Source organism: Cutibacterium sp. KB22876 (genome assembly GCF_059728865.1).
Genome location: NZ_AP040858.1, coordinates 2,085,056 through 2,107,031 on the forward strand (window position 1 = coordinate 2,085,056; position 21,976 = coordinate 2,107,031).

Sequence of the window (21,976 nt, forward strand, 5' to 3'; positions counted from 1 at the left end):
ATTGAGACATCTCGCCAGTCCCGGTCGTCGGTCGCCTTCCGACACGGAGCTGCCAGACGCGACGGCACTCACTGGCAGAGCGGCTGATCCCAGTCCTCGCCTCGCAATGGGACGATGATGACCGGGCGCAGCTGACGGCGTCCCAGCTGGACTGCCACCGATCCGTCCAGCCACTCCTGCAAACCGGCACGGAAACCGGGACGCCGAGTTCCCAGCACGAAGCAACCAGCGCCAATGTCATGGGCGAGGTGGGCAAGCTGTTGATCCGGCAGACCAGACAGATAGACGAGCTCCCACTCCGTCTCTGGGTAGTTCGCCATGAAAGTGTCCAAGGAACCTTGGATCGACGATCGGGCGGTCGCATTCGAGATGCGTTCGGCGGTCGGGTCGAGTGGGTGGCTTTGGTCGGGATCAGACGGGTTCGGCACGCGATCGGTCGCGACATGGGCGAAGACGATCTTGCTACCCATGGCCCTGGCATGCTCGACGCCAGTCGCGAGTACTGCCCGTGGGATGTCCGGCATGATCGCGATGATGACCGGACGGCCCCTCATCGTGCCTCGGGGCGAACGTTCGTATGTCACGGATGCATGGCGGTTGGTCTCGAACTCGTCTTTGGCCATCTCGGGTTGCTGCTCCGTCATGATCGTCTCCTAGATGTCGCGGCACGCTACCGACACGATGCACATTACCGACCACGAGACGATCTCGTGACCGGTCGTCACTCCAGGGTGCCGAGAACCGCAGACTCCAGGGCCGGGACGAGGTTGACCGATCCGAGCAAATCCTCCGGATGGTCGACGAGACGGGCCACGCCGTAATGGCTTCCATCACGCAGCGCACCGGCCACGACACGTACTTCCTGACGACGGGGATGAGCCGCGACGAAACCCGCAGCCTTGTCCGGATCGTCCGGAATCTCGTTGGCGCACTCGTCGGGCAGGAAGATCCGTTCGACGCAGATGGCCGCCCCGTCAACGGCCTCTCCCCAGGCTGTCGTGGCGAGGGCCTGGGCCAGATCCTCTCCCGGTCGGAAGTCGTCCTGCTCGATACTGGAAAGACTGTCTAGTCCACCCACGGCGAGCTGACCGGCAAGGGCAGGCTCAGCCTTCATGAGGTCGACGGTGCGCACCAAGGCGAACAGGCGTGGCGGGCCGCCCCAGCTCGATGTCCCGACGAACCTCTCGATCTCAGCCAGACATGCCACCAGGGCATCATTGACCGACGGTGTCTCGAGCCCTGCGTTTTCGGCGTCCTGACTCATCTTGTCGTCCTCATCATTCAGCAATGTGGTACTCCCGTTCCGCCAGCGCGGATCTTCTGGATGGCCGCGATGGCGTCCTTGAGGCTAGAGACCTTGACCAGGCGCATCGAGGTCTGAACCCCACTGATGTCTCGGCAATTACCTGCTGGCACGAGGAAGATCTTGGCGCCATCCCGCTCGGCACCGGATATCTTCTCCTGGACACCGCCGATGGCAACGACTTTGCCATCAGGGGAAATACTTCCGGTACCGGCAATCCGCAGCAAACCAATGAGGTCATTCGGGGCGACCATTTGATAGATCGACAGGGCCATGGCAAGTCCGGCTGAAGGACCGACGATGTCCGCCGGGATTCCATAGGTGATCGTCGGGGCGTATCGGTATCCAGTGTCGACAGTGATGCCGACGGCAGGAGCTCTGCGGTCACTGACTGATGAGACCGTCGTCACGGCAATCGTTTTGCGAGTGGAGTTCCGCAACACCACGAACACCACGGTGTCGCCCACGGCATGCTTGCGAACCGCCTTGCCGACGTCGAGAAGGGAGGCCACCGGCTTCCCATCGACCTTCTCGATGAGGTCACCCGGCTCGAGTTTTCCGTGAGCCGGACCAGCCGCACTGACGGCGTTGACCATCGGCATCTCAGTGACAGGCTGGCCTGCAGCGCGCAGTGCAGCCACGGCAGCGTCACGCTGGGAGGTGTCCATCATGTACGATTCCTCAGCATTGACCTGCTGAGGAGAGCGGCCTGGCGGATAGATGGCTTCCCGCTGCAAGACGTCATGGTCCCGACGAATGCGGTCCACCAAGGCCTCTGCGAGGCTGAGACGCGAATCCGCGCGGGTGATAGACACCGTTGTCATCCTCATTTCGCCCTCGCTGTGGCGAGCCGTCAAGCCGTCAATCTGGATCATCGGCTTGCCCTGCTCGTTCGTTGAGAGCAGATCCACGGTCTGTCCTGGCGACCTGGCCACGAACGGGATGGGCACGAGGATCAGGGCCAGCACGCACAGCAGCACGACAAGAGCCGACGAGATTGCCGTCCAACGGGTGGGGAAACGCACCCCTTGTCGGGCCTCGACATCGACCGCGGTGGTCGTCGCTGCGGGCGTGCCGGAGTCATGCGCCTGTGAATTGGGCGTGATCGACTCGGACATGGTGGCCATGCTAGCCGGAACGGACAATTACTTTTCCACGACGGCGACGGCTCTAGACTTGGCGAGGACACCATGCCAAGCGAACGGAGACGGGAATGAATGACGGACCCCAGAATCCTGGGCAGCCCGACCCCGAGGAGATGGCCGAGCAGTTGCGCCGCATGATGCAGCAACTGGGCCTGCCCGCCAATGGGGACCTCACCTCTTTCATGACCCAGTTGTCGCAGATGTTCGGCTCAGGCGGACCGGTCGGTTTCGGAATGCCCGGAGCCAATCCGAGTGAGGGACCGGTCGACTGGTCTCACATCAAGGACATGGCCCGCCACATCACGGCGTCCCACGGCCCTGACCCGACGCCAGGACAGCAGGAGCGCAGTGCTCTGCTCGACGCATCGCGTCTTGCAGAGAGCTGGCTCGACCGAGAATGCGAGTTCGCCCAGGTCAACACACAACCTGCCTGTTGGAGCCGTGCAGAGTGGATCGAGCACACCTTTTCCTCATGGCAGTCTGTCGTCGAGCCGGTGCTGGTCTCCCTGACCGAGGCGATGACCGGATTGATGTCACCTGGCGGTCCCAATGACCCGATGGCTGCCCTCACCCAGATGATGGGACCGGCGCTTCGCCGGATGTCAGCCATGCTGTATGGAGCTCAGCTGGCCCAGGGCCTCGGCGAACTGTCGACCTCGACGGTGACGGGAACCGAAATTGGTCTCCAGGTCTTGTCGGTACCTCAGGTCGTCCTTCTCCCAACCAACATCGCCGCGGCATGGAAGGATCTCGACCTCGATCCACGAGATGTCGAGCTCTACCTCGTGCTGCGTGAGTCGGCCCGTCAGCGTCTATTCAATGCGGTGAGTTGGCTCGGACCACAGCTGTTGGCCCTGGTTGAGCACTATGCACGCGAAATTCGCATCGATTCCTCGGCCATCGAGGACGCCATCGACATTGATGACTTGTCCCAATTGACCCCGGAGAAGGCCCAGGAGATGTCCGAGCGGTTGCAAGGACGCCTCTTCGAGCCGACCCGCACGCCAGAGCAGGAGGGCGTCCTACAGCGCCTGGAAACCCTGCTCGCCCTCATCGAGGGATGGGTCGACGAGGTGACATCCCAGGTCGCCCGCACCTGGCTTCCCAGTCACGATCAGCTGGCCGAGGCCGTGCGTCGACGTCGCGCCACATCTGGCCCCGCCGAGGTGTTCTTCCAATCCCTGCTCGGTCTGGAGCTTCGCCCTCGCCGCGTCCGCGACGCAGCCAACCTATGGGCGGCACTGCGTGATGCCCGCGGCACGGTCGGACGCGATCAGGTGTGGAACCACCCCGATATCGTGCCTACCGCCGCCGACCTCGATGACCCGCTGGGCTATGTCTCAGGCGACCGTCAGGACATTGCTGAAGGCGGCGATGATCTCGATGCCGAGTTGGAGAAGCTGCTGCGCGATCACGGTCAGGACGACTGAGCCAACGGATCGTCCGGCTGACGTTCGGGGGAATCGACTCCCCCGGAAACAGCCCACTGGTACCCGTTGAGGAATCCCTCCGCGCGCTCCGCATTGGGGAATCCTGCGAGCAACTCGTGGAACCGCCGATTGTGATTGGCTTCCACCAGATGGCACAGCTCGTGAGCCAGAACATGATCTATGACCCAGTTGGGAAAGCCGACCATGCGATCTGAGAGCCTAATCTGTCCCGTCGCCGGGGTACATGACCCCCACCGAGTGTTCTGGTTCGACACCCACCTCACTGAGATGGGCTCGACCGGGTGCCCCACCCGCGGCTCGAGGTGGGCCCGACACAGCCGACGGGCACGACGCGTCAGTTCGTCGGAGGTCGCACCGGATCGTCGTCGAGCCTGGGATCGCGTCACCTTGTCGACCAGTTCCATGACTTGACGGTTCTGGTCGGCTTTCCGCATCCCCATGGGAACCATGACGAGGACGGATGTGCCCTCCATCCGTGCGCTCAGGGTGCGGTGGCGTCGGGAACTACGCCGAATGATGATTTCCGGCCTGCCGTCGCATGCTGCGATGATCTCGTCGGTGGTCGCCCTGCCAGCCATGTGGCCCATCATGCCCGGTGGTTAGGACAGTTTCGGTGAAGCGGTGTTCTGCCCCGCGGCTCGACTCAGAAACATCATGACGTCCGGGGGCGACGTGGTTGACGAGAACCCCGACCTGCCCTAGATTGAGAGTAACCCCCGGATCTCGGATGTGCAGGGGAAGGCACATCGTGATGGTCCGGGGGTTCCCGTGTCCCCCGAATCCCCTGCTCTGACATGCCAGATGGCGTTCGAAATTCAGTGTTGTTCGAACTCCCGCATGTGTTGTCCGTGAAGGACAGCGTGTTGCCCGTCATTGTTGACGTGTTGCCCGTCGTCTCGTTGGTCCTTCCCCGCGCTTCAAGCCTTTCGCAATTCTCAGGGCATGCGTGTTGAACTTGATTGTCCCTGGACGCCCGTACCGGGCGGATTGCGTCTGCTTGCTCCAGACGGTCGATCATTTCGGCTGCGAGGCGTGCGAGCAAGCTATGACGGACACGTCGATGTTCCTGCAGACATCGCGAATCGCCTTCACGAGTCCGGAATGGTGACGATGCCGACCGGCCTACGGGTAGCCGTTGTCAGTGATGACGGTGTCTCCCAAGACATTGTCCGCGGTTTGGAGGCACGACGTATCGAGGTGACGACGTGGATGCGTGGCCGGCAGCCGGGGAGATTCCATGACCTTCGGTGTGTGTCCGGGGCGTCCTGCCCCGTGGTTCACGTCGTCGTGATCTGTCCGAGGACCCTGCTCGGGGGACGTGACATCGCCGAACAGTGCCATCGAGCCGGCGTCCCGTCGGTCATTGCCTGGGGACGCCATCGCTGGGGTGTTCTCGGACCGATCAACGATCACCACCCCGGATGCCAACACTGCGCAGACATGGCACTGGCTGCGCGCGACCCCGACTGGGTGACGGTGGCCCGTACGACGACGGGAGACAGCCACGATCCGGCCGTCACTGCGTGGCTGGTGAACCAGATCGAAGCCACAGCTGGCGCCCTTCGCGATGGCTTAGACGTCTATAGCGTGAAGTCCGTCCATGTACGTACGAACGCCGGAGAACGCAGTCTCGTCGTGCCGGCCCAGCCCGGTTGTCGCTGCTGGCCGCCTCAGGAGGCGTCGTGCAATACCTTGATGAGATCAGCTGCGTAGTGATCGGCCTTGCGTCGGCCGATACCAGGCACCTGCAGCAGTCCCTCCACCGAATCTGGCCGCTTCTCGGCCACGCTGAGCAGGGTGGCATCGGTGAGAATGACGAAGGCGGGCACACGATCCGCCTCCGCTCGTTCGCTGCGCCATTCGCGCAACCGCTCGACCAGGGTCGGGTCAACCCCGACCTCGCAAGCAATGTGGTGGCCGAGTTTGCGATCCCGGGCAGCCGTCAACGCCTCTCCACAGACCGAGCACACTGCAACGGTGGCGCGACGTTTGCGGTGGCGTGGGGGTTTGGTCGACGCATTTCCGGTCCCTGGCAATCCCCGCAGGAAGCGCGAGATACCCTGACGGTCTCGGTTCGAACCCGACCAGGAATACGAAACCCACAGGTCTCGACGAGCCCTGGTGACTCCGACGTGGAGCAGACGTCGCTCCGAGGCAATCTCGACGGGAGTTTCAGCCATGATGAACGGCACCATGGCGTCGCTCATCCCGTACAGGGCAACGACATCCCATTCAAGACCCTTCGACGCGTGCAATGTCGCAAGGGTGACGCCGTCTCCGACAGGGGCCTCCTGGGTGGCAGCTCGCCGGGAGAACACAGTGGCCAAATCCGCCAGAGTTGCCGTCCCCTCCTCGACAGCGGAAGCCGCCAAGTCACGGAGTGCCTGCAACGATTCCCACCGCTGCCTCACCTCCCCCTCTCCTTGAGGAGCTGCGGCCGTCCACCCTTGCGACACAAGAAGGCGGTCGAAAGCAGGCAGTGCGTCGGCCCCGGGTTCATCGGCGACGATCCGGACGAGAGCATCGAGAGCGCGACGCACCTCCCGTCTCTCGTAGAACCGCTCGGATCCCTTGACCAGGTATGGGATGGACCGCTCGGCGAACGCCGTCTCAAGGTGGGATGCCTGAGAATTGATCCGGTACAAAACGGCAATCTCAGACCACGGAATCCCCGCGGCATGACGGGATTCCACCCACATCGCGATCGCCGAAGCCTCGGAGGAGTCGTCACCGAGCGCTTGGTAGACCGGCTCGGGACCCGACCGGCCACGAGAAACCAAGGTCACTCCCCTGCCATGCTCGGGAGCTTCGTCCGGGGTCACACGGTTGACGAGAACCTCATTGGCCAGCCGGATGATCTCCGGGGTCGAACGATAATTCCGGACCAGGTCGATACGTTTCGCACCCGGATGATCTGCCACGAAATTCATCAGGTAGTCAGCACGTGCACCAGCGTAGGAGTGAATGGCCTGATGGGGATCCCCGACAACGCACACATCATTGCGGTCGCCGAACCACAGCTCGAGCAATCGGTGCTGGAGAGGAGAAACATCCTGATACTCGTCGACGACGAAGTGCTGATAGCGGGAGCGGATTTCCTCCGTGATGTCCCGGTGCTGGACCATCATTCCGACGGCACACAGCAGGATGTCGTCCAGATCAATGACGCAACGTTCCCGTTTGACCGCTTCGTATCCGGCCAGGACCCTACCGACATCGGTGGCCGAAACCCCGGCCACGACTCGTCCTTCCGTTCGCGCCAAGGCTGCATATTGTTCGTTGGGGACATTCGAGACCTTCGCCCAGGAAATCTCGGCGGACAGGTCCCGCACCAGTGCCTTGTCATTTCCCAGACCAATGCGTCGGGCTGCCTCGGCGACCATGGAGAACCTGGAATCACTCACCGGTGGCAACTCACAGTTGTAGGCGCGTGGCCAGAAGAACTTGATCTGGCGCAGGGCGGCCGAGTGAATGGTGCGAGCCTGAACCCCCACCACGCCGAGATCAGCGAGTCGTCCCTTCATCGTGCCGGCGGCCTTGGTGGTGAAGGTCACCGCAAGGGTCCGGCGCGGGTCGAGCTTCCCGGTCGCGGCTCCGTAGGCGATGCGATGGGTGACAGCGCGAGTCTTTCCCGTTCCGGCACCAGCGATGACACACACCGGAACGTCGAAGGTCTTAGCAACCTTGACCTGCTCAGGATCCAGTGCTGCCAGGATCGCATCTGCCGACTGGGTTCTCACGGCGATCACCATAGGGGCACGCACCGACAGCTCCGCGACGGCATGTTCTGCCGCGATGTTCCGCTCCTGTACCACCGACTACACCGAAACCTGTCCGACAGCGTCCCTAGACTGATTCACCAGTTCGGCCTCCAACAGTTCAGGACAAGGCCGAGTCGTCACGAGGAGGTGCCCCGATGGCAGGTGTGGTGAAGGTGGTTCGTACCTGGCACCAGGTCCGAGAAGCGGTGACGACGGCCCTTGCCCAACCCACTGAGGACCCTTTCGTTCGTCCGCTGCTCGTGGCACCCAGCACCGCCCATTCCCGCGCTCTGCTGCAATCCCTTGCCCGCCGCCATGGCATCGCCGCTGGCATCCAGTCGACCACGCCCCACGGTCTTCGAGCCCACCTCGAAGAACAGCTCCTCGAGATCGGGCGCGACGAGGATCCGTGGCGCCCGGGGCCGTTGGCGTTACGCATTGCGCGCATCATCGAGACTAGTTCCCCAGGTTTCGAGATCGTCTCCGCTCATGTCGATGCCAGCCGCCGACAAGGCATTCCACGTGCATCATGGACGACAGCCCGACAAGCCGCAGAAGTTTTGACGGCGCTCGCCCGAGACTCCCACGAGGTGTTGCGGACCTGGGCACAAGGCCACGGCCCCGGACACGACGATGAACATGACGTCGACCTCGCTGGTGCCCCCTTGGACCCCGCCCGATCCTGGTGGGCCCCACTCTGGCGTGCCCTGCTCGCCGATTCCTGCTCCGTTGCCGATCCGGTGACCAGACACGAGATGTTGGTGGACGCACTGCGAGGCCAAGAAACCTCCTCCGGTGCACCCATCGTGTGGTTCTCATCGACGGCTCTGCCCCATCATGACGTCGAGTTGGCCGAAGCACTGGCAGCATCGCGCACCATCACGATCGTCCACCTCGACCACGCCATTGGACATGACGATCCGTGGCACACCTTCGACCGCCTGCGCACCACGACGACCACGAGGTGGACCTCATCATCGCTTCCGGCGACGAGTGAAGCTCCGGGCGCTCCAAGCGACGAGTTAGCCCCCGTCGAGATCCACAACTGCCATGGGCCGGACCGTCAGGCAGAAGTCATCCGCGACGTCGTCTGCGCAGTTCTCGCCGACGACGAGACGGTTCAGCCAAGGGACGTCGTCATCGTCTGTTCGGGACGTCAGGATACCGCGCACCTGTTGTCCGCAAGCACCATGGCGGACGTCAGTCACCCGGCCAACCAAATCCGGTTCACGACTCCCCCACCCCAGGATCGCGTCAATCCGGTGACCGAGGCCGTCACAACCGTCCTTGGTCTGGCGTCTTCTCGCGCGACTGGGCAAGACCTCCTCAATCTGTGCGCGATGCCGGCCGTGAGGGCACGTTTCGGATTCTCCGACGATGACCAGGAAACCATCGAACGGCTGGTGAGCCAGGCCGACATCCGATGGGGAATTGATCCAGCAGCTCGTGAGGATGCCGGGCTGGGACGCATCAGGCAGTCGACCTGGCTGGCCGGAATCGAGCGCATGGTTCTCGCCATCGCGATGTCGTCGGCTCCTCCTACCCACCTCGGTACCGTCACACCCATTACTGACGTCGGTTCCACCACGATCCCAGTGGTCGGGAAGCTGGCCGAACTGGTATCGCGATTGCGCAAGGCGTTTCTGGACACCGCGGCACCCGCGCCAATCACCGCGTGGTCGACTCGCATCAGCGACATCGTCGACAACCTCACCGCCGCGCCCAGCGATGCTCCGCGATCGGTCCTGGACACCCTCTCCCTTCTGACCGGTCTGGATGTAGCTGCCGAGAATCGACTGTTCGATCGCCAGGAGATCATTGATCTTCTGATCTGGTTGTCGCGCACGCATCACGGCCGTCACACATGGTTCGACGGTTCGCTTCACGTTTGTCGTCCCGGGGACCTTTCTCCCATTGATCATCAGGTCGTCATCATCGTTGACCCTGATCAAGACGTCATTCGGGCCGACCAGCTTCAAGGGTTGCGCGATGACTGCATTGACCCGACCGCGAGAGCACGCCAGGACCTACTTGACGTTGCCCTGTCGGCAAGGAGCCGCCTCATCGTCGTGCGACAGGCTCGAAACGCTGTGACCAACCTGCCCGTCCTGCCTGGCCCATTCACAACGACCCTCATGCAGTCATTGGAGGTGGGGTCCGTCACTGCCCGCTCCGTCGATCACGGTTTGCAGCCCTTCTCGCCTGATGAGTTCTGCGATGGAAACGGTGCATGGTGGCGCGGTTTCGATCACACCGCAGCCCACGCGGCACGATGCCAACCTGGTTCGCAGCGACGTCGTCAACGCGTTGTCCTACCACCGGTGACGGAGCTTCCCGAATCACGGATGTCGCCAACCGATCTCACCCTGGCGTTGTCTCACTCCGCTCGGACATTGCTCCGGGCACGGGCAGGTGCGCCAGCCAACGAGAGAAACACGGAGTTGCCAGTCGACCTCCCCCTTGCCCCGACATCGTTGGACAAGTACTGGATCCGTTCTCGGATACTCGCGGACCTCGAACATGGTTCGAACCCAGAAGATGCCATCAACGCCGAGCGTTTGCGCGGGTCAACTCCCCCAGGCCGCTTGGGGCAGCAAATCGTCAGTTCCTTGGCAGACGATGCGGTGCGTATTTCGCAGACGGCCAAGGAACTTCGTGGTGGCCACGATGAACGATTCATCGAAATCAACCTTGATCTCATTGACGGTGACAACCCGCCATTGACGTGGCCTGATGGTCTCATCGTTGATCCGATGCATGTGGTCTCACTGCGAGGCCGTGTCGGCGTGAGGAACAACCAGATCGTTCATGCTGTCGCGACGCGTGCGAATGCCAGGCCAATACTTGACCTGTGGGTTGACCTCCTCGCGGTCGCCATTGCCACTGACGAGGTCGGATGGTTCGGGACTCTGGTCTCGAGCGACGGGGTTCGAAGGATGGTGGCTCCGGACCCCGAACGCGCACGCGGGATTCTCACCGGTCTGGCACGTCTGGCCTGGTGGAGCAACCAGCAGTTCATCCCCCTACCCGTCAAACTAGCCCATGCCCTGGTAGGCCTGTCTCCCATGGCTCGCAATGACTACCGCACCGGCGCCAGCGCACTGCAAGTGCAGTGGTCGCGGGAGCGTGATCCGAACTGGGCAGCATTCCTGGGCACTGACGTCACCGAGCTGATTACCCGCTGTCATGAACTCGGCACCACTCTTGAGGAGCTTTCCGGGTGGTTGTTCGACCCCATCATTCGGGCATCGCAAGGTACCGGATTCTCACCACCCTCGATGGCTCGATTCGCTCGTCCCGGGAGTATAGCATGACGACGAAGACCTCATTCAACATCGTTGATCCGCTACCTCAGGGAACGGTCCTGTTGGCTGCGAGCGCGGGAACCGGGAAAACCTGGACGATCTCGGCGGTGTGCGCCAAAGCGATCGCCACCGGAATGGTGAACATCGAAAGTCTCCTCCTGGTCACCTTCAACCGATCGGCAGCTCGGGAACTGCGTGGCCGCGTGTATGAACGCCTTGTCAGCACCGCATCCCTGCTCGCGGGGCGCCGGAAGCCTGCAGATGCCTGCGATGACTCCGTGATGAGCCTCGGCGCAGAAGGGCTGAAACGTGTAGAGGCGGCCCTCGACTCCTTCGACCGGGCCGTCATCACGACCACCCACGAGTTCGCCTCCCGAATGCTCGCCGAGTTGGGAGTCCTGTCAGACCACGACCCGTCGTCAGTCCTGATGGCCGACCTCACTCCAGTGGCCAACGAGGTGTCTGACGACTTTTATCTGGCTCGACATCTCGATGCTGACCGACCTCCGTCTGTCCGTGACAAGCGGGATCTGTCCAGGGATGTTGCCGTCAGGTATGGCGAGGTGCCGATCGCGACAGATATGGAAGCCATGTCGCCCGATGCTGGCTGGGCCATGTCCGTGCGTGACGAGGTACGAAAGCGCTCACGAAAGCGAGCAATACATACCTTTGACGACCTCATCGGAGATCTTGTCGGAGCACTGCGAGATCCGGTACGTGGCCCGATGGCATGTGCGACGTTGGCACGGCGCTTCTCCCTGGTCATGGTTGATGAGTTCCAGGACACAGATCCTCTCCAGTGGGAGATCTTACACCGGTCATTTCACGGACACAGCAACTTGTGGCTCATCGGAGATCCCAAACAGTCCATCTATGCGTTTCGCGGCGCCGACATCTACGCCTATCAGGACGCCGCGAATTCCGCTGAGCACGTCCTCCATCTCGACGTCAACTACCGGGCGGACAAGCCCATCGTCGAGGCGGTCAATACCCTTTTCGACAACGCACAGCTAGGACGCGGGATCGCCATGGAGCCGGTCACCGCCCGTCACCAGACGTCACGAATTGGCACTGACGCCTCGCAGACTCACCGGTACAGCTGGTCACAACCATTCCAAATCCGTTGTCTCCAAGCCCCTCTCGACGGGCAACTGGATGCCACGACCTCGGATCGCCTCGTCACCGAGGATCTCGTCAATCAAGTCATCATGATGCTGGAAGGCGGCACGATCATCCATGACGAGGATGAGCAGGACAAGCCACTTCGCCCCAACGACATCGCCATCCTCGTCAGGACGCGCAGGAGAGGTGCGGAGATCGCTGCTGCCTTGTCACGGGCCAATCAGCCCGCTGTCTTCTCCGGAGCATCACCGGTGTGGTCTTCCCAGGCCGCCGAGGATCTCGTCACTCTCCTGGAAGCTCTCGACAACACTGACGAGCGGCTGCGCACCCGGTTGTGCCTGTCTGACCTCATTGGTGCAACCCCTGCTGACCTCGCGGCATCGGATTCAAGGGTGCGTTCCGACCTCGCCATCGATGTGGCCCGTTGGGCGAGCGTGTGGCCCAGCACCGGAGCGTGGGGCACCGTCGAAGCGGCACTCCACCGACCAGGGGTGTTGGATCGTCTAGTCAGCATGAGCGGGGGCGAGCGATACGTCACCGACCTCCGCCAGGTCGCTCAAAAGGCCCATGCCGCGGCTGTCGAGGCCAGATTGACGCCGACGGCAACTGCCGGATGGATACGCGATCAGCAACGACGAGCGGGGGACGATGACCCCCGTCGTCTCGACAGCGACCATCAGGCCGTCAACGTCATGACCATTCATGAGGCGAAGGGGTTGGGGTTCCCCGTCGTCCTGCTGCCAGACATCGCCAATGGATGGGCACCGAGAAAGAACATCAGTGGGCCGGTTGTCTGGCATGACGGGCAGCGCCGAGTCCTGAACATTTCCTCCCAGGGGATTGATCGCGCCAGGGCGATTGAGAGCCACGAGGAGGATGAGCGTGGCGAGAATCTGCGACTTCTCTACGTCGCTCTCACCCGAGCTCGATCAGCCGTTCGGCTGTGGTGGTCTCCATGCTCACGACGCAATCGATGGTCGGCCTTCCAACGCCTGGTCGAGATGGACCGTTCCACTGGTGAACTCGGCCTGGGTAGGGCCGGAACTGATCCGGGTACCCTCCCCTGGCTCAACTCAGGGCCAATCACGACAGCCATTGCACCCGCAAATCAGAAACAGCTCACTCGAGCATCGGACGCCGAGCATCAGAGCATTGCGGCTCCTCGTTCTCTGACACGACCCCTCGACCTCGACTTCGTCCGAACCTCGTACTCGGGATTGACTGCCGAACTTCATGGCTCCGTCCTCACTCCCCTGCCGACCACTTTGACTGACGAACCTGAGGACGACGAGTCCCCCGACACCACTGCACCAGGTCTCTGCGGACTCCCAGGCGGCACCTCCTTCGGCACACTGGTACACGCGGTCCTTGAATACGTCGACACCGGTTCTGCAAATTTGTTCAACGAGGTCCTTACGATCACCCGCAGAACTCTGCGCACCACGCCATTGCCGGATGTCCCTGCAACAGATCTTGCCAGCGGCTTGGAACAGGTTCTGCGGACTGATCTTGGCGACCTGGCGCCGGGCATGTCCTTGGCGAGCTTCTCCCCCGACGACCGACTCGCGGAGATGAACTTCGAGTTGGCGATGTCCCAATCTGGTCTGGCAGCGACGATGGCCGATCTGGCAGCTCTACTCAGGGATCCAGGCTTGGTGCCATCTGACGATCCGATCAATGGCTATGGGGACGCCCTGGCCCACATACCCAACAGTGACCAGACTCTGCGAGGGTTCCTCACCGGTTCGATTGATGCCGTCCTGAGACGGCCGGATGGACGCCACCTTGTGGTCGACTACAAGACGAATCGGGTTCCCGGCGCTCGGAAGCTACGGGCCGACATGTACGACACCGCCACCATGCGCGCCATGATGTTCAGCTCTCACTATCCCCTTCAGGGACTGTTGTATTCGGCTGCCCTGCATCGTTTCCTGTCGTCGAGCCTTACCGGGTATGACCCTGCCCGTCATCTCGGTCCGATTGGGTATCTCTTCGTTCGAGGGATGGCCGGTCGCCCAGCTCCGGAGATGGGGATGCCGCAGGGAGTGTTCACCTGGCATCCAAAGCCGGAACTCATCGAGGCCATCAGCGAGTGTTTGGGAGGTCACCATGCCTGAACTTGTACCGGTCGGGGCCGGAAGCAGGTTGGAGCCCTTCGCCCGCGCCGGCGTTCTCGAACCAAGCGACATCCACCTCGCCAACCTGGTGTGCCGTATCGGCGAGGAACACAACGCTGACGTCAGTTTGGCCATTGCGTTGTCGTGTCGTGAGCTGCGTCGAGGGTCGGTGTTCTGGGACCCCCACGAGATTGCCGAGTCCATCCGACGTCAGGTTCTCGACCCAGCCATCCCGGACATCAACGACAGTGAGCAGGCCGCGCTCTTTGACGACTTGGAATGGCCCGAACCGAGAGTATGGCTGTCTGCCCTTGCGGAGAGCCCTGTCATCGCGGGCCGTGGTGATCCACTCAACCAATTGCCGGCTCGCTTGGACGATGGTCTGCTCTACCTTGAGAAGTACTGGCAGGCTGAGCACGATGTCGCTCGCGATTTGGCCTCACTCGCCGCAGACCCACCCAGCCAGGGACCCGTGCCCGCCGAGCAGATCGTGTCAGAGGTCAGCGCTGCTCTTGCATCCTCCGGAATCACGTTGGACCAGGCTCAGGCCGAGGCTGCTGTTGCCGCCATCACCCACAGGATCAGTGTCCTTGCTGGTGGACCTGGAACAGGCAAGACGACGACAGTGTGCACCCTCCTGGCATCACTTCAGAAGGCGGATCCTCACCTCGGTGCCATCGCCCTCGCGGCCCCCAGCGGCAAAGCAGCGGCCCGACTTCGCGACTCGGTGTCAGAGGTATCAGAGCGCATGCCTGACGATCTCAGCCCCGTCGTCGCTGACGCCACGACCGTCCATTCCCTCTTGAAGTGGCAGGGACCAGGGACATCCTTCGGCTACGACGAGCAGCACCAGCTTCCCTTCGGAGTGGTCGTCGTCGACGAGGCGTCCATGCTCTCCCTCCCACTGGCGGCCAGCCTCCTCGCCGCCATTGGGACCGGGACTCGCCTCATCCTGGTGGGAGACCCGGGCCAGCTCGTCTCAGTGGACGCCGGAAGTGTTCTGGCAGACATTGTGTCGTCAGCCGGTACCCTCGATACACGTCTGCCTGTCACGATCCTCACTCGCAACCACCGGTCGCGAGGCGACATCGCGAATCTGTCGGAAGCCGTTCGTGAGGGCGCCAAGGAAGCCGCTTTGGAGGTGCTCACCAGGTCTCAGCCCGACCATGATGCGTCAACGCCGAGCTCCGTCCTGCCGAGCATTTCCTGGATCGACGCCGATCCCGCCAACATCACCATGGCTGACCTTCCAGCTGTCGCGGACGTCATCGCACGGACGGGATCGCAGATGCTCGAGCTGGCCCGGTCGGGCTCCGACGCCGCTGCCCTCAAACTCGTGGATGGCCATCGCTTGCTGTGCGCCCATCGGGAAGGACCATATGGCGTCGACGAGTGGTCGCAACGCATGGTTTCTGTCCTCGCCGATGTCCTTCCCGGAGTCGATCAGAGCCGATGGGCGCTCGGTGAAACTGCCATGGTCACACACAATCTCGCTCAGCTGGGCGTGAACAATGGCGACTGTGGGGTTGTCGTGGAGACGCGGCCTGTTCCGACAGTAGCTCTTCCCGGACCTGGCGGGGCCCCTCGACGCTTGCCCTGTTCCCTCATCCCATCTCTGCAACCTCTGCAGGCGATGACGATCCACAAGGCCCAGGGCAGTCAGTTCACCAATGTCACGGTGATCTTGCCGCCCCCGGATTCCCCGCTCCTCACCCGTGAGTTGTTCTACACGGCGATTACTCGTGCCCGTGAGCACCTCACGGTTGTCGGGATGAAGGAGTCCGTGGAGCGGGCCATTGATCGGACCAATGATCGTCGGTCTGGTATCCAGCGTCGGTGGGAGGAGACTCGCTCACTGTGACCAAAGCAGTTGCCGAAGAACTTGCGGTCGCTCACCTCAGCGGAGACGACAAGTCGAGTCCGCTCTCAGGTTCCGGAAGCCGATGTGCCAACCATGCATCAATGAGAGCTCTGGCAATCGACAAGGTCGGTGGCAGCTGCAACCGACCGGACTCAACCTGATCGGACACCTCGTCGCGGGTGAGGAAACCAGCCTCTGCCAGCTCGTCGTGGCCCACGTCGATCATTCCGGCTGCTCGTGCGACGTAACCGAACATGAGTGACCGCGGGAAAGGCCATGACTGTGAGCCAACATACCGAGCAGCGGTGATACTCAGAGTCGTCTCCTCAGCAACTTCACGGACCAGGGCATGTTCCGCTGGTTCCCCAGCTTCGACGAACCCGGCCAGAAGGGACCGACGATGAGGAGCCCAGGAGTGTTGCCGAGCCAGCACAATGCGGTCCTCGGCGTCCAGTACCGCAGCGATGATCGCCGGGTCGGTACGCGGGAAGACCTGGTGACCATGGGCACAGATCCGAGCCGGGCCGCCGTTCGTGATGCGTGTCGGTTCCCCACACCGAGGGCAAGTCGGCTTGCTCTCGTGCCATGCGAGAGCTGCAACCGCTGACATCACCACTTCACGATCAGTCGGGTCAAGGTCCACTGTGCGCAAGCTGCAAGCTTCTGTACGCGGCTCACCGTTCCGCCGGGCGAACCACGGCACTCCACCGACGACGCCCAGGAACAGGTCGCGCTGGTCGTCCCGATCCCCCTCAGTTGGAACCGTCGCCACGCGTCCGTCGGACATCACGACCTTGTCGTGCGGATCGATCAGCAACAATCGGGCCATCGGATCCTTCCACCGAGCTCGATTCGCCTCGTCGTCGTCCCGGTCTGCATGGCACCGATCCAATATGGGTCGAGCCACGATGCGCGTCTCGCTGATCCCAGTCACGTTGTCACTGTAATCCCGGTCATCGCGAACGGGACGAGGGCCGGGACTTGCTGGACGACATATCGGATTCGTCCTCCACACCGTCCAAAATCGCAGCCACCTGATCAGCATCCAACAATGGTTCTGCGGTGATGGTCTCGTTGGCCCCGACATGATGGAAAACCGCTCGCACCCGAGACGGATCGATCCCTCGGGCCTGGGCCCATGCCAACCGATAGATGGACAACTGAAGCGGGTCAGCCGACCGTGGCCGCGAGGTTTTCCAGTCAATGACCAGTTCATCGCCGGGATGATCGGGATCGGCCACCACCGCGTCAAGACGCCCACGGACGACGGTGTTCCCAATCGTCATGACGAAAGAGCTCTCCACCGCGAGGACTGTCGCGTCTGCCCACCGACTTTCCTCGAAAGCCTGGCGAAGGGTTCGCAGTGCGTGACCCCCGGCCGACTCTGCCACCGCACTACCCTCGAGTTCCAGGCTGTCCTTCTCAGATTCGTCGATCTCTTCGATGTCAAGGAGCGGGATCGGCTCGGTCGGAGCAAGGCGTTGGCTCACCCACTCGTGGAATGCCGTTCCAATACCGGCTCCCCTGTCTGCAGGTCGGGGCATCGGACGCCGCAGTTCCTCCCGGAACGCCTGTGGATTGGCGTGGAGCCTCACCATCTGCGAGGTGGTCAGTCTCGGCGGAATGACCGCATAATCACTGTCATCGCGCCGACGTCGAGCATCAGCCACCAAGGCATGCGCGTCAGACCGCCACGATGCCACCCGATCAGCGTCCTTGGGATCATCAACAGCTGGGAGATCGGCACCGTCAGGCATCCTGGTGCTGGCCCATGGGATGACGCTCTCATCGGCGAACACCGGCCATGGAGTCCCATCCTGGGTACTGGCCTCAGGTCGCTCGCCAAGCTCTGGCCACGTGACATCGAGCATGGTGGCAAGGAGATCTGCGTACTGGCCGGGTATGTAACAGCCTTGTCGTCGTGAGTCCCATTTGTGCCATGACACGATCAAGCGTTCTTTGGCTCTCGTCAGGGCGACATAGGCGAGCCTGGCCTCTGACCATCGTGAATCGTCCTTGAGAGCCGCGACGTATTCCTTGGCATCGGTCTCACTTCCGGAAACGGGGTGGTTGATCTCACTCGCGTCTCCCCTGGCGAAGGATGGCAGGACAGCGGCCACGGTCACGAAATTATCCGGGCTCAGCTCCGATGGGAACACGCCTTGGGCCATGTCAGGAATGATCACGAACGGCCATTCCAGTCCCTTGGCCCCGTGGACGGTCGATATCGTCACGGCATCGCTGCGGTCTGCGGAGGCTCGGGCAAGGCCATGCCCATGGTCCTCCTCGGCTGCCAGCCATGCGACGATCCCCGCGATCGTCATGTCGGGGTCGCTCCGCCGTATCTCTCGTACTGCGTCCCACAACTCGTCGAGCTGGTCACGACGGGCCAAGCCACGACCTAGGTCGTCGGCAGCCATGTCGTCCACGAGCCCGGTAATTTTTTCGATGTGCAGGATGAGGTCGTCGGGGCTGTCCCCCTGATGGACCTCGACCTCGACGATCTCCGCAGCGAGACGTTTGAGTGCAGATCGCACCCGTTCATCGCCTACCGGTAGACCTTCCATGACAGCGTCGACGAGATGGACGTCGACAGCCTTGGGATCCAGGCCGTCAGCCTCCGCCTGTGTCTTGGCCAAGGTCCGTGCCCGTCGGTGGACCCAAGCAAGATCGTCCGTTCCCAACCCGAATCGAGGGGCAGCGAGCAGGGTCGTCATGGCTGCATCGTCGTGAGGATCGACGAGCAGACGAAGATGAGCCACCACCATGGCAACATCCGGCAGAGACAACAACCCGGAGAGGTTTGCCACTCTCACCGAGATGTCACGAGAGCTCAGCGCATCGTAGAGGTCGGCAATGTCGCCGTTGCGTCTGACCAGGATTGCGGCATCGGACCACCGTGTGATTGCCCCACGTTCTTTGGCCTCCACCAGCATGTCGGCACACGCACGGCACTCATCAACCCAAGTCGGATATGCGGCAACACCGACGTCCCCTTGACGGTTCCCCTCTGGAGCTGCGAGAGGCATCCCCACCGCGAGTTCCACGCGGTCCTCGGCCGCGCTGTCGTCGATAGATTCCATGGACGATGCCAGCGACTCCCGTAGCTCCTCGGATGCCACGTTCGCGGCGTCAATGATCTGATTGGCACATCGTCGATTCGTGGCCAGGGACAACATGGTCGCAGGGCGACCCGTCTCATCCGGAAACCGCCGGTGGAAATCCAAGATGTTGCTCGCGGCCGCTCCACGCCATCCGTAAATGGCCTGCAACGGGTCACCGACAGCCATCACCGGATGACCCATCCCGTGATCAGCATCCGGGCCCGAGAAGAGGGCGGCCAACAGATCAGCCTGCGCCGACGATGTGTCCTGATACTCGTCGAGAAGAACGACACGGTATCGGGCCCTCAATTCCTGCCCGACCCTTGGATGATGTGCGACGAGGTGCAGGGCCTGCAGCATGCGATCGCCGAACTCGACGAATCCGCGCTGCCGTTTGAGATCCCGGTAAGTCTTGACCAGATCGAGTAGGTCCTCACGTTCGTCCACCGTGAGAAGGTTCTTCTTCACACTGGCGTACTGCTCCCCATCGCGTCGTGTCGGTGCATCGACAAGCATCTGGCGCCAACGAGCATCCGCAGCTCGCACCGTATCCTCACTCGCATCGTGTGAGGACATCGCTCCGGCCAGTGACACCACTGCTTGAGCAATCGACGTCGGCGTCAGATGGGCGCCCACCAATGGTGGCCTGTCCAGCTCTGACACAACCTCCGTGGCCAACTGATACGCCCTCGCTCCTGTGATGAGATGAGCACCCGTGTCTATCCCATCCCACGCCCCGTAGTCGGCTACCAGAGTTCCGGCAAAGCTGTCGTACGTCGCCACTGTGGGCCTGGGCTGCTCCGGGGTCAGTAAGCCTGCACTGGTGAGGTTCTTCTCGATCCGCTCCGACAATTCGGATGTGGCCTTGTTGGTGAACGTCAAGCCCAGGATTTCCTCCGGCCTGACCAGCCCACCGGCGACAAGCCAGACCACCCGGGCCGCCATCACTGTCGTCTTACCCGTGCCTGCTCCAGCAATGACGACGCACGGTTTGAGCGGTGCCGTGACGGCCCTCTGCTGTTCAGCTGAGATGGGGATCCCCAGCAGAGATGCAATGTCGACGTCATCGTTCCGGATCTCGTCAGTCGACTCCGTCATGAGGCCCTCCCGCGCTGTCGAGGTACTGCAGTTGAGGAGTCCTTCGGGACCAAGGCCGGGCATCCAGCCCTCGCCGGGCAATGACCGCAACCCTTGTTCGCAATCGCGGTGTACTCACCGGACTTGACGATCTTGACGGCCTTGTCAACGCTCGCCTCAATCCAGTTCTGGCAACCATCAACTGGCTCCGTGCCCTTGGGCCAGGGAACGTCCGAAAGCCCACTCTGGCGGTCGATCTTCGCATTTGCCTGTCCCTTGCCCGCCCCGATCCGAAGATGGACCAATTCCGCGCCACTCACCGACGCCTTCCCAAGACTCGCGACTCCACCGGCGGCGACGACGGCTTGGTAGACACCGATCTGTAGGTGATGGGAGTTCTTCGTTTCAGGAGACTTGCTTGTCCCAGTTTTGAGATCCACCACATAACAGGCGCCTTCTGCGTCTCGTTCGAGCCGGTCTATGCTTCCACGTACTCGAGCCACACCGGACGGAACCTTGATCGTGCCATCGACACGCACCTCAGCACCGATGAGATCTCGATCACGCGAAGCCAACCACCCGTCAAAACGCTTTAGCGCAGCTTTTGCATCGTCGAGCTCGGCCTCTTGCTGCCACTCCGCGGTCAATTCGATGTCCGACCACGACTCCTCCAACTCAGCCAGTGCTCCGGACAGGGACCATTGATCCATGTTCTCCGCACAGATCCGGTGGACAAGGGTACCGATACTTGCCCTGAGGGCGGCACCGTTGCTGGCTCCGGCACGACGAGTCATGAACCACCGTCTCGGGCAGGTGAGCAATTCCCCAATGTGCGAGGCGCCCAACTCGATCTCACCGGTGACATCAGCCTGACGAGGGGCACCCTCACGCCACCAGGTTTGCGGGTCAGCCTGTGGCACGAGAGGCCGTCCGTGGTGCTCTTCACCACGCAAATCATCCAGAAGCTCCTGGGCTTGGACCCGTACCCCGGGTGACTCGGTCTCGTCCGCGACAACTCGACGCAGTTCACCAACGAGCTCGGTAAGGCTGGCGAAGTTCAGGGCATTCGCGCTGTCCTCGAGGTGTGGAATCCCCGTCAACACCCCGGACGGGCGAATGCCCTCATCCGGAGACTCGACTGAGCACAAGAGCAATTGATCTCTCGCGCGCGAACATGCCACAAGCAACAGCCTGGTCTCGGCACGAAGGTTTTCCGACCATCCAGGAACCATCACGGGACCGTCCGGAGACCATCTGTCTGCAGCGACCAGGGAACCAGTGTGGTTGTCGGCAGGCCAGTTGCCTTCTTCCAGTCCGCAGACCGCCACCACGCTGAATTCTCTTCCCTTGACACGATGAGCAGTGACGACGGTGACCCCATCGCGATCTTCATCAGATTCACGAGCGCGGTCTGCTGGAATCTGCTCCCGACTGACCATGTCGATGAGGCGACGTCCTCCCGACACACCAGCCATGGTGCGGGCTGCCTCGGCCATGTCGAAGAGAGAACACAGCCCGTCGAGATCACGATCAGCTGATGCATCCCCGGCCAAGGCGCGACGACGCAGGGCGGACGCCCATGAGCTGCCCTGCCACAAGGCCCACAACGCCTCATGACACGTGCCACCGAGGCGCAAAAGGCTTGCCGAGAGGTGAACTCGCCGGACCAAGGCGGCAAGCGGTTCGGCCAGAACTCGTAGTCCTGGAGGCACTGTGGTCACATCGCTGTC

The 21,976-nt window shown here is 62.2% G+C and carries 12 protein-coding genes and 1 pseudogene; 5 read left to right on the top strand and 8 right to left on the bottom strand.

Annotated features, from left to right (window positions below; translation table 11 throughout):
* Positions 1-68: 68 nt before the first annotated feature.
* From AC6I1W_RS09515 to AC6I1W_RS09525, 3 genes are all read right to left on the bottom strand, one after another.
* Positions 69-554 (bottom strand): universal stress protein, encoded by a 486-nt coding sequence (locus AC6I1W_RS09515; RefSeq protein ID WP_171048571.1) that lies wholly within the window; start codon positions 552-554, stop codon positions 69-71.
* A gap of 167 nt (positions 555-721) precedes the next feature.
* A complete protein-coding gene (locus AC6I1W_RS09520; RefSeq protein ID WP_171048572.1) occupies positions 722-1,285 on the bottom strand; it encodes a PPA1309 family protein in 564 nt (187 codons plus the stop codon).
* A complete protein-coding gene (locus tag AC6I1W_RS09525) occupies positions 1,282-2,430 on the bottom strand; it encodes a YlbL family protein (protein ID WP_065674071.1) in 1,149 nt (382 codons plus the stop codon). The genes AC6I1W_RS09520 and AC6I1W_RS09525 overlap by 4 nt, the downstream gene beginning before the upstream one ends.
* An 86-nt stretch (positions 2,431-2,516) precedes the next feature.
* On the opposite strand from AC6I1W_RS09525, the gene AC6I1W_RS09530 reads away from it, so the two are divergent.
* Entirely contained in the window at positions 2,517-3,878 is a 1,362-nt protein-coding gene (locus tag AC6I1W_RS09530; protein WP_065674070.1) for a zinc-dependent metalloprotease, read from the top strand.
* On the opposite strand, the gene AC6I1W_RS09535 is transcribed toward AC6I1W_RS09530, so the two are convergent.
* On the bottom strand, positions 3,866-4,489 hold the full coding sequence (locus AC6I1W_RS09535) for a M48 metallopeptidase family protein (protein WP_117189180.1): 624 nt from the start codon (positions 4,487-4,489) through the stop codon (positions 3,866-3,868). The genes AC6I1W_RS09530 and AC6I1W_RS09535 overlap by 13 nt on opposite strands.
* 442 nt (positions 4,490-4,931) lie before the next feature.
* Between AC6I1W_RS09535 and AC6I1W_RS09540 the strand changes: the two genes are divergently transcribed.
* Positions 4,932-5,612: a hypothetical protein gene (locus tag AC6I1W_RS09540; RefSeq protein ID WP_249361213.1), complete on the top strand. Its 681-nt coding sequence runs from the start codon at positions 4,932-4,934 to the stop codon at positions 5,610-5,612.
* Here AC6I1W_RS09540 and AC6I1W_RS09545 read toward each other — a convergent pair.
* Positions 5,570-7,651: an ATP-dependent DNA helicase UvrD2 gene (locus AC6I1W_RS09545; RefSeq protein WP_117189252.1), complete on the bottom strand. Its 2,082-nt coding sequence runs from the start codon at positions 7,649-7,651 to the stop codon at positions 5,570-5,572. The genes AC6I1W_RS09540 and AC6I1W_RS09545 overlap by 43 nt on opposite strands.
* Before the next feature lie 164 nt (positions 7,652-7,815).
* Here AC6I1W_RS09545 and AC6I1W_RS09550 point away from each other — a divergent pair, with 164 nt between their 5' ends.
* The 3 genes from AC6I1W_RS09550 to recD are packed head-to-tail and all read left to right on the top strand — an operon-like array spanning position 7,816 to position 16,065.
* A complete protein-coding gene (locus tag AC6I1W_RS09550) occupies positions 7,816-10,974 on the top strand; it encodes an exodeoxyribonuclease V subunit gamma (RefSeq protein WP_117189184.1) in 3,159 nt (1,052 codons plus the stop codon).
* Complete coding sequence (locus tag AC6I1W_RS09555; protein ID WP_270237048.1) at positions 10,971-14,204, top strand: UvrD-helicase domain-containing protein; 3,234 nt, start codon at positions 10,971-10,973, stop codon at positions 14,202-14,204. The genes AC6I1W_RS09550 and AC6I1W_RS09555 overlap by 4 nt, the downstream gene beginning before the upstream one ends.
* Complete coding sequence (gene recD / locus AC6I1W_RS09560) at positions 14,197-16,065, top strand: exodeoxyribonuclease V subunit alpha (RefSeq protein WP_065674064.1); 1,869 nt, start codon at positions 14,197-14,199, stop codon at positions 16,063-16,065. Before AC6I1W_RS09555 ends, recD begins: the two co-directional genes overlap by 8 nt.
* A 31-nt stretch (positions 16,066-16,096) precedes the next feature.
* On the opposite strand, the gene nudC is transcribed toward recD, so the two are convergent.
* The 3 genes and pseudogenes from nudC to AC6I1W_RS09575 all read right to left on the bottom strand — a co-directional run.
* Positions 16,097-16,885: an NAD(+) diphosphatase gene (gene nudC, locus AC6I1W_RS09565; RefSeq protein WP_371258435.1), complete on the bottom strand. Its 789-nt coding sequence runs from the start codon at positions 16,883-16,885 to the stop codon at positions 16,097-16,099.
* Between the two features lie 133 nt (positions 16,886-17,018).
* On the bottom strand, positions 17,019-20,267 hold the full coding sequence (locus AC6I1W_RS09570) for an ATP-dependent helicase (RefSeq protein ID WP_117189187.1): 3,249 nt from the start codon (positions 20,265-20,267) through the stop codon (positions 17,019-17,021).
* Positions 20,264-21,967, bottom strand: a pseudogene (locus AC6I1W_RS09575) (RecB family exonuclease); the annotation flags it as partial. The pseudogene AC6I1W_RS09575 and the gene AC6I1W_RS09570, both read right to left, overlap by 4 nt.
* Between the last annotated feature and the right edge of the window lie 9 nt (positions 21,968-21,976).

What these genes read in the sequence shown, in the direction of transcription:
- AC6I1W_RS09515 (WP_171048571.1), bottom strand. Translation starts at nt 554, where the DNA reads ATGAGGGGCCGTCCGGTCATCATCGCGATCATGCCGGACATCCCACGG.
- AC6I1W_RS09525 (WP_065674071.1), bottom strand. Translation starts at nt 2,430, where the DNA reads ATGGCCACCATGTCCGAGTCGATCACGCCCAATTCACAGGCGCATGAC.
- AC6I1W_RS09530 (WP_065674070.1), top strand. Translation starts at nt 2,517, where the DNA reads ATGAATGACGGACCCCAGAATCCTGGGCAGCCCGACCCCGAGGAGATG.
- AC6I1W_RS09535 (WP_117189180.1), bottom strand. Translation starts at nt 4,489, where the DNA reads ATGATGGGCCACATGGCTGGCAGGGCGACCACCGACGAGATCATCGCA.
- AC6I1W_RS09545 (WP_117189252.1), bottom strand. Translation starts at nt 7,651, where the DNA reads ATGGTGATCGCCGTGAGAACCCAGTCGGCAGATGCGATCCTGGCAGCA.
- AC6I1W_RS09550 (WP_117189184.1), top strand. Translation starts at nt 7,816, where the DNA reads ATGGCAGGTGTGGTGAAGGTGGTTCGTACCTGGCACCAGGTCCGAGAA.
- AC6I1W_RS09555 (WP_270237048.1), top strand. Translation starts at nt 10,971, where the DNA reads ATGACGACGAAGACCTCATTCAACATCGTTGATCCGCTACCTCAGGGA.
- recD (WP_065674064.1), top strand. Translation starts at nt 14,197, where the DNA reads ATGCCTGAACTTGTACCGGTCGGGGCCGGAAGCAGGTTGGAGCCCTTC.
- AC6I1W_RS09570 (WP_117189187.1), bottom strand. Translation starts at nt 20,267, where the DNA reads ATGACGGAGTCGACTGACGAGATCCGGAACGATGACGTCGACATTGCA.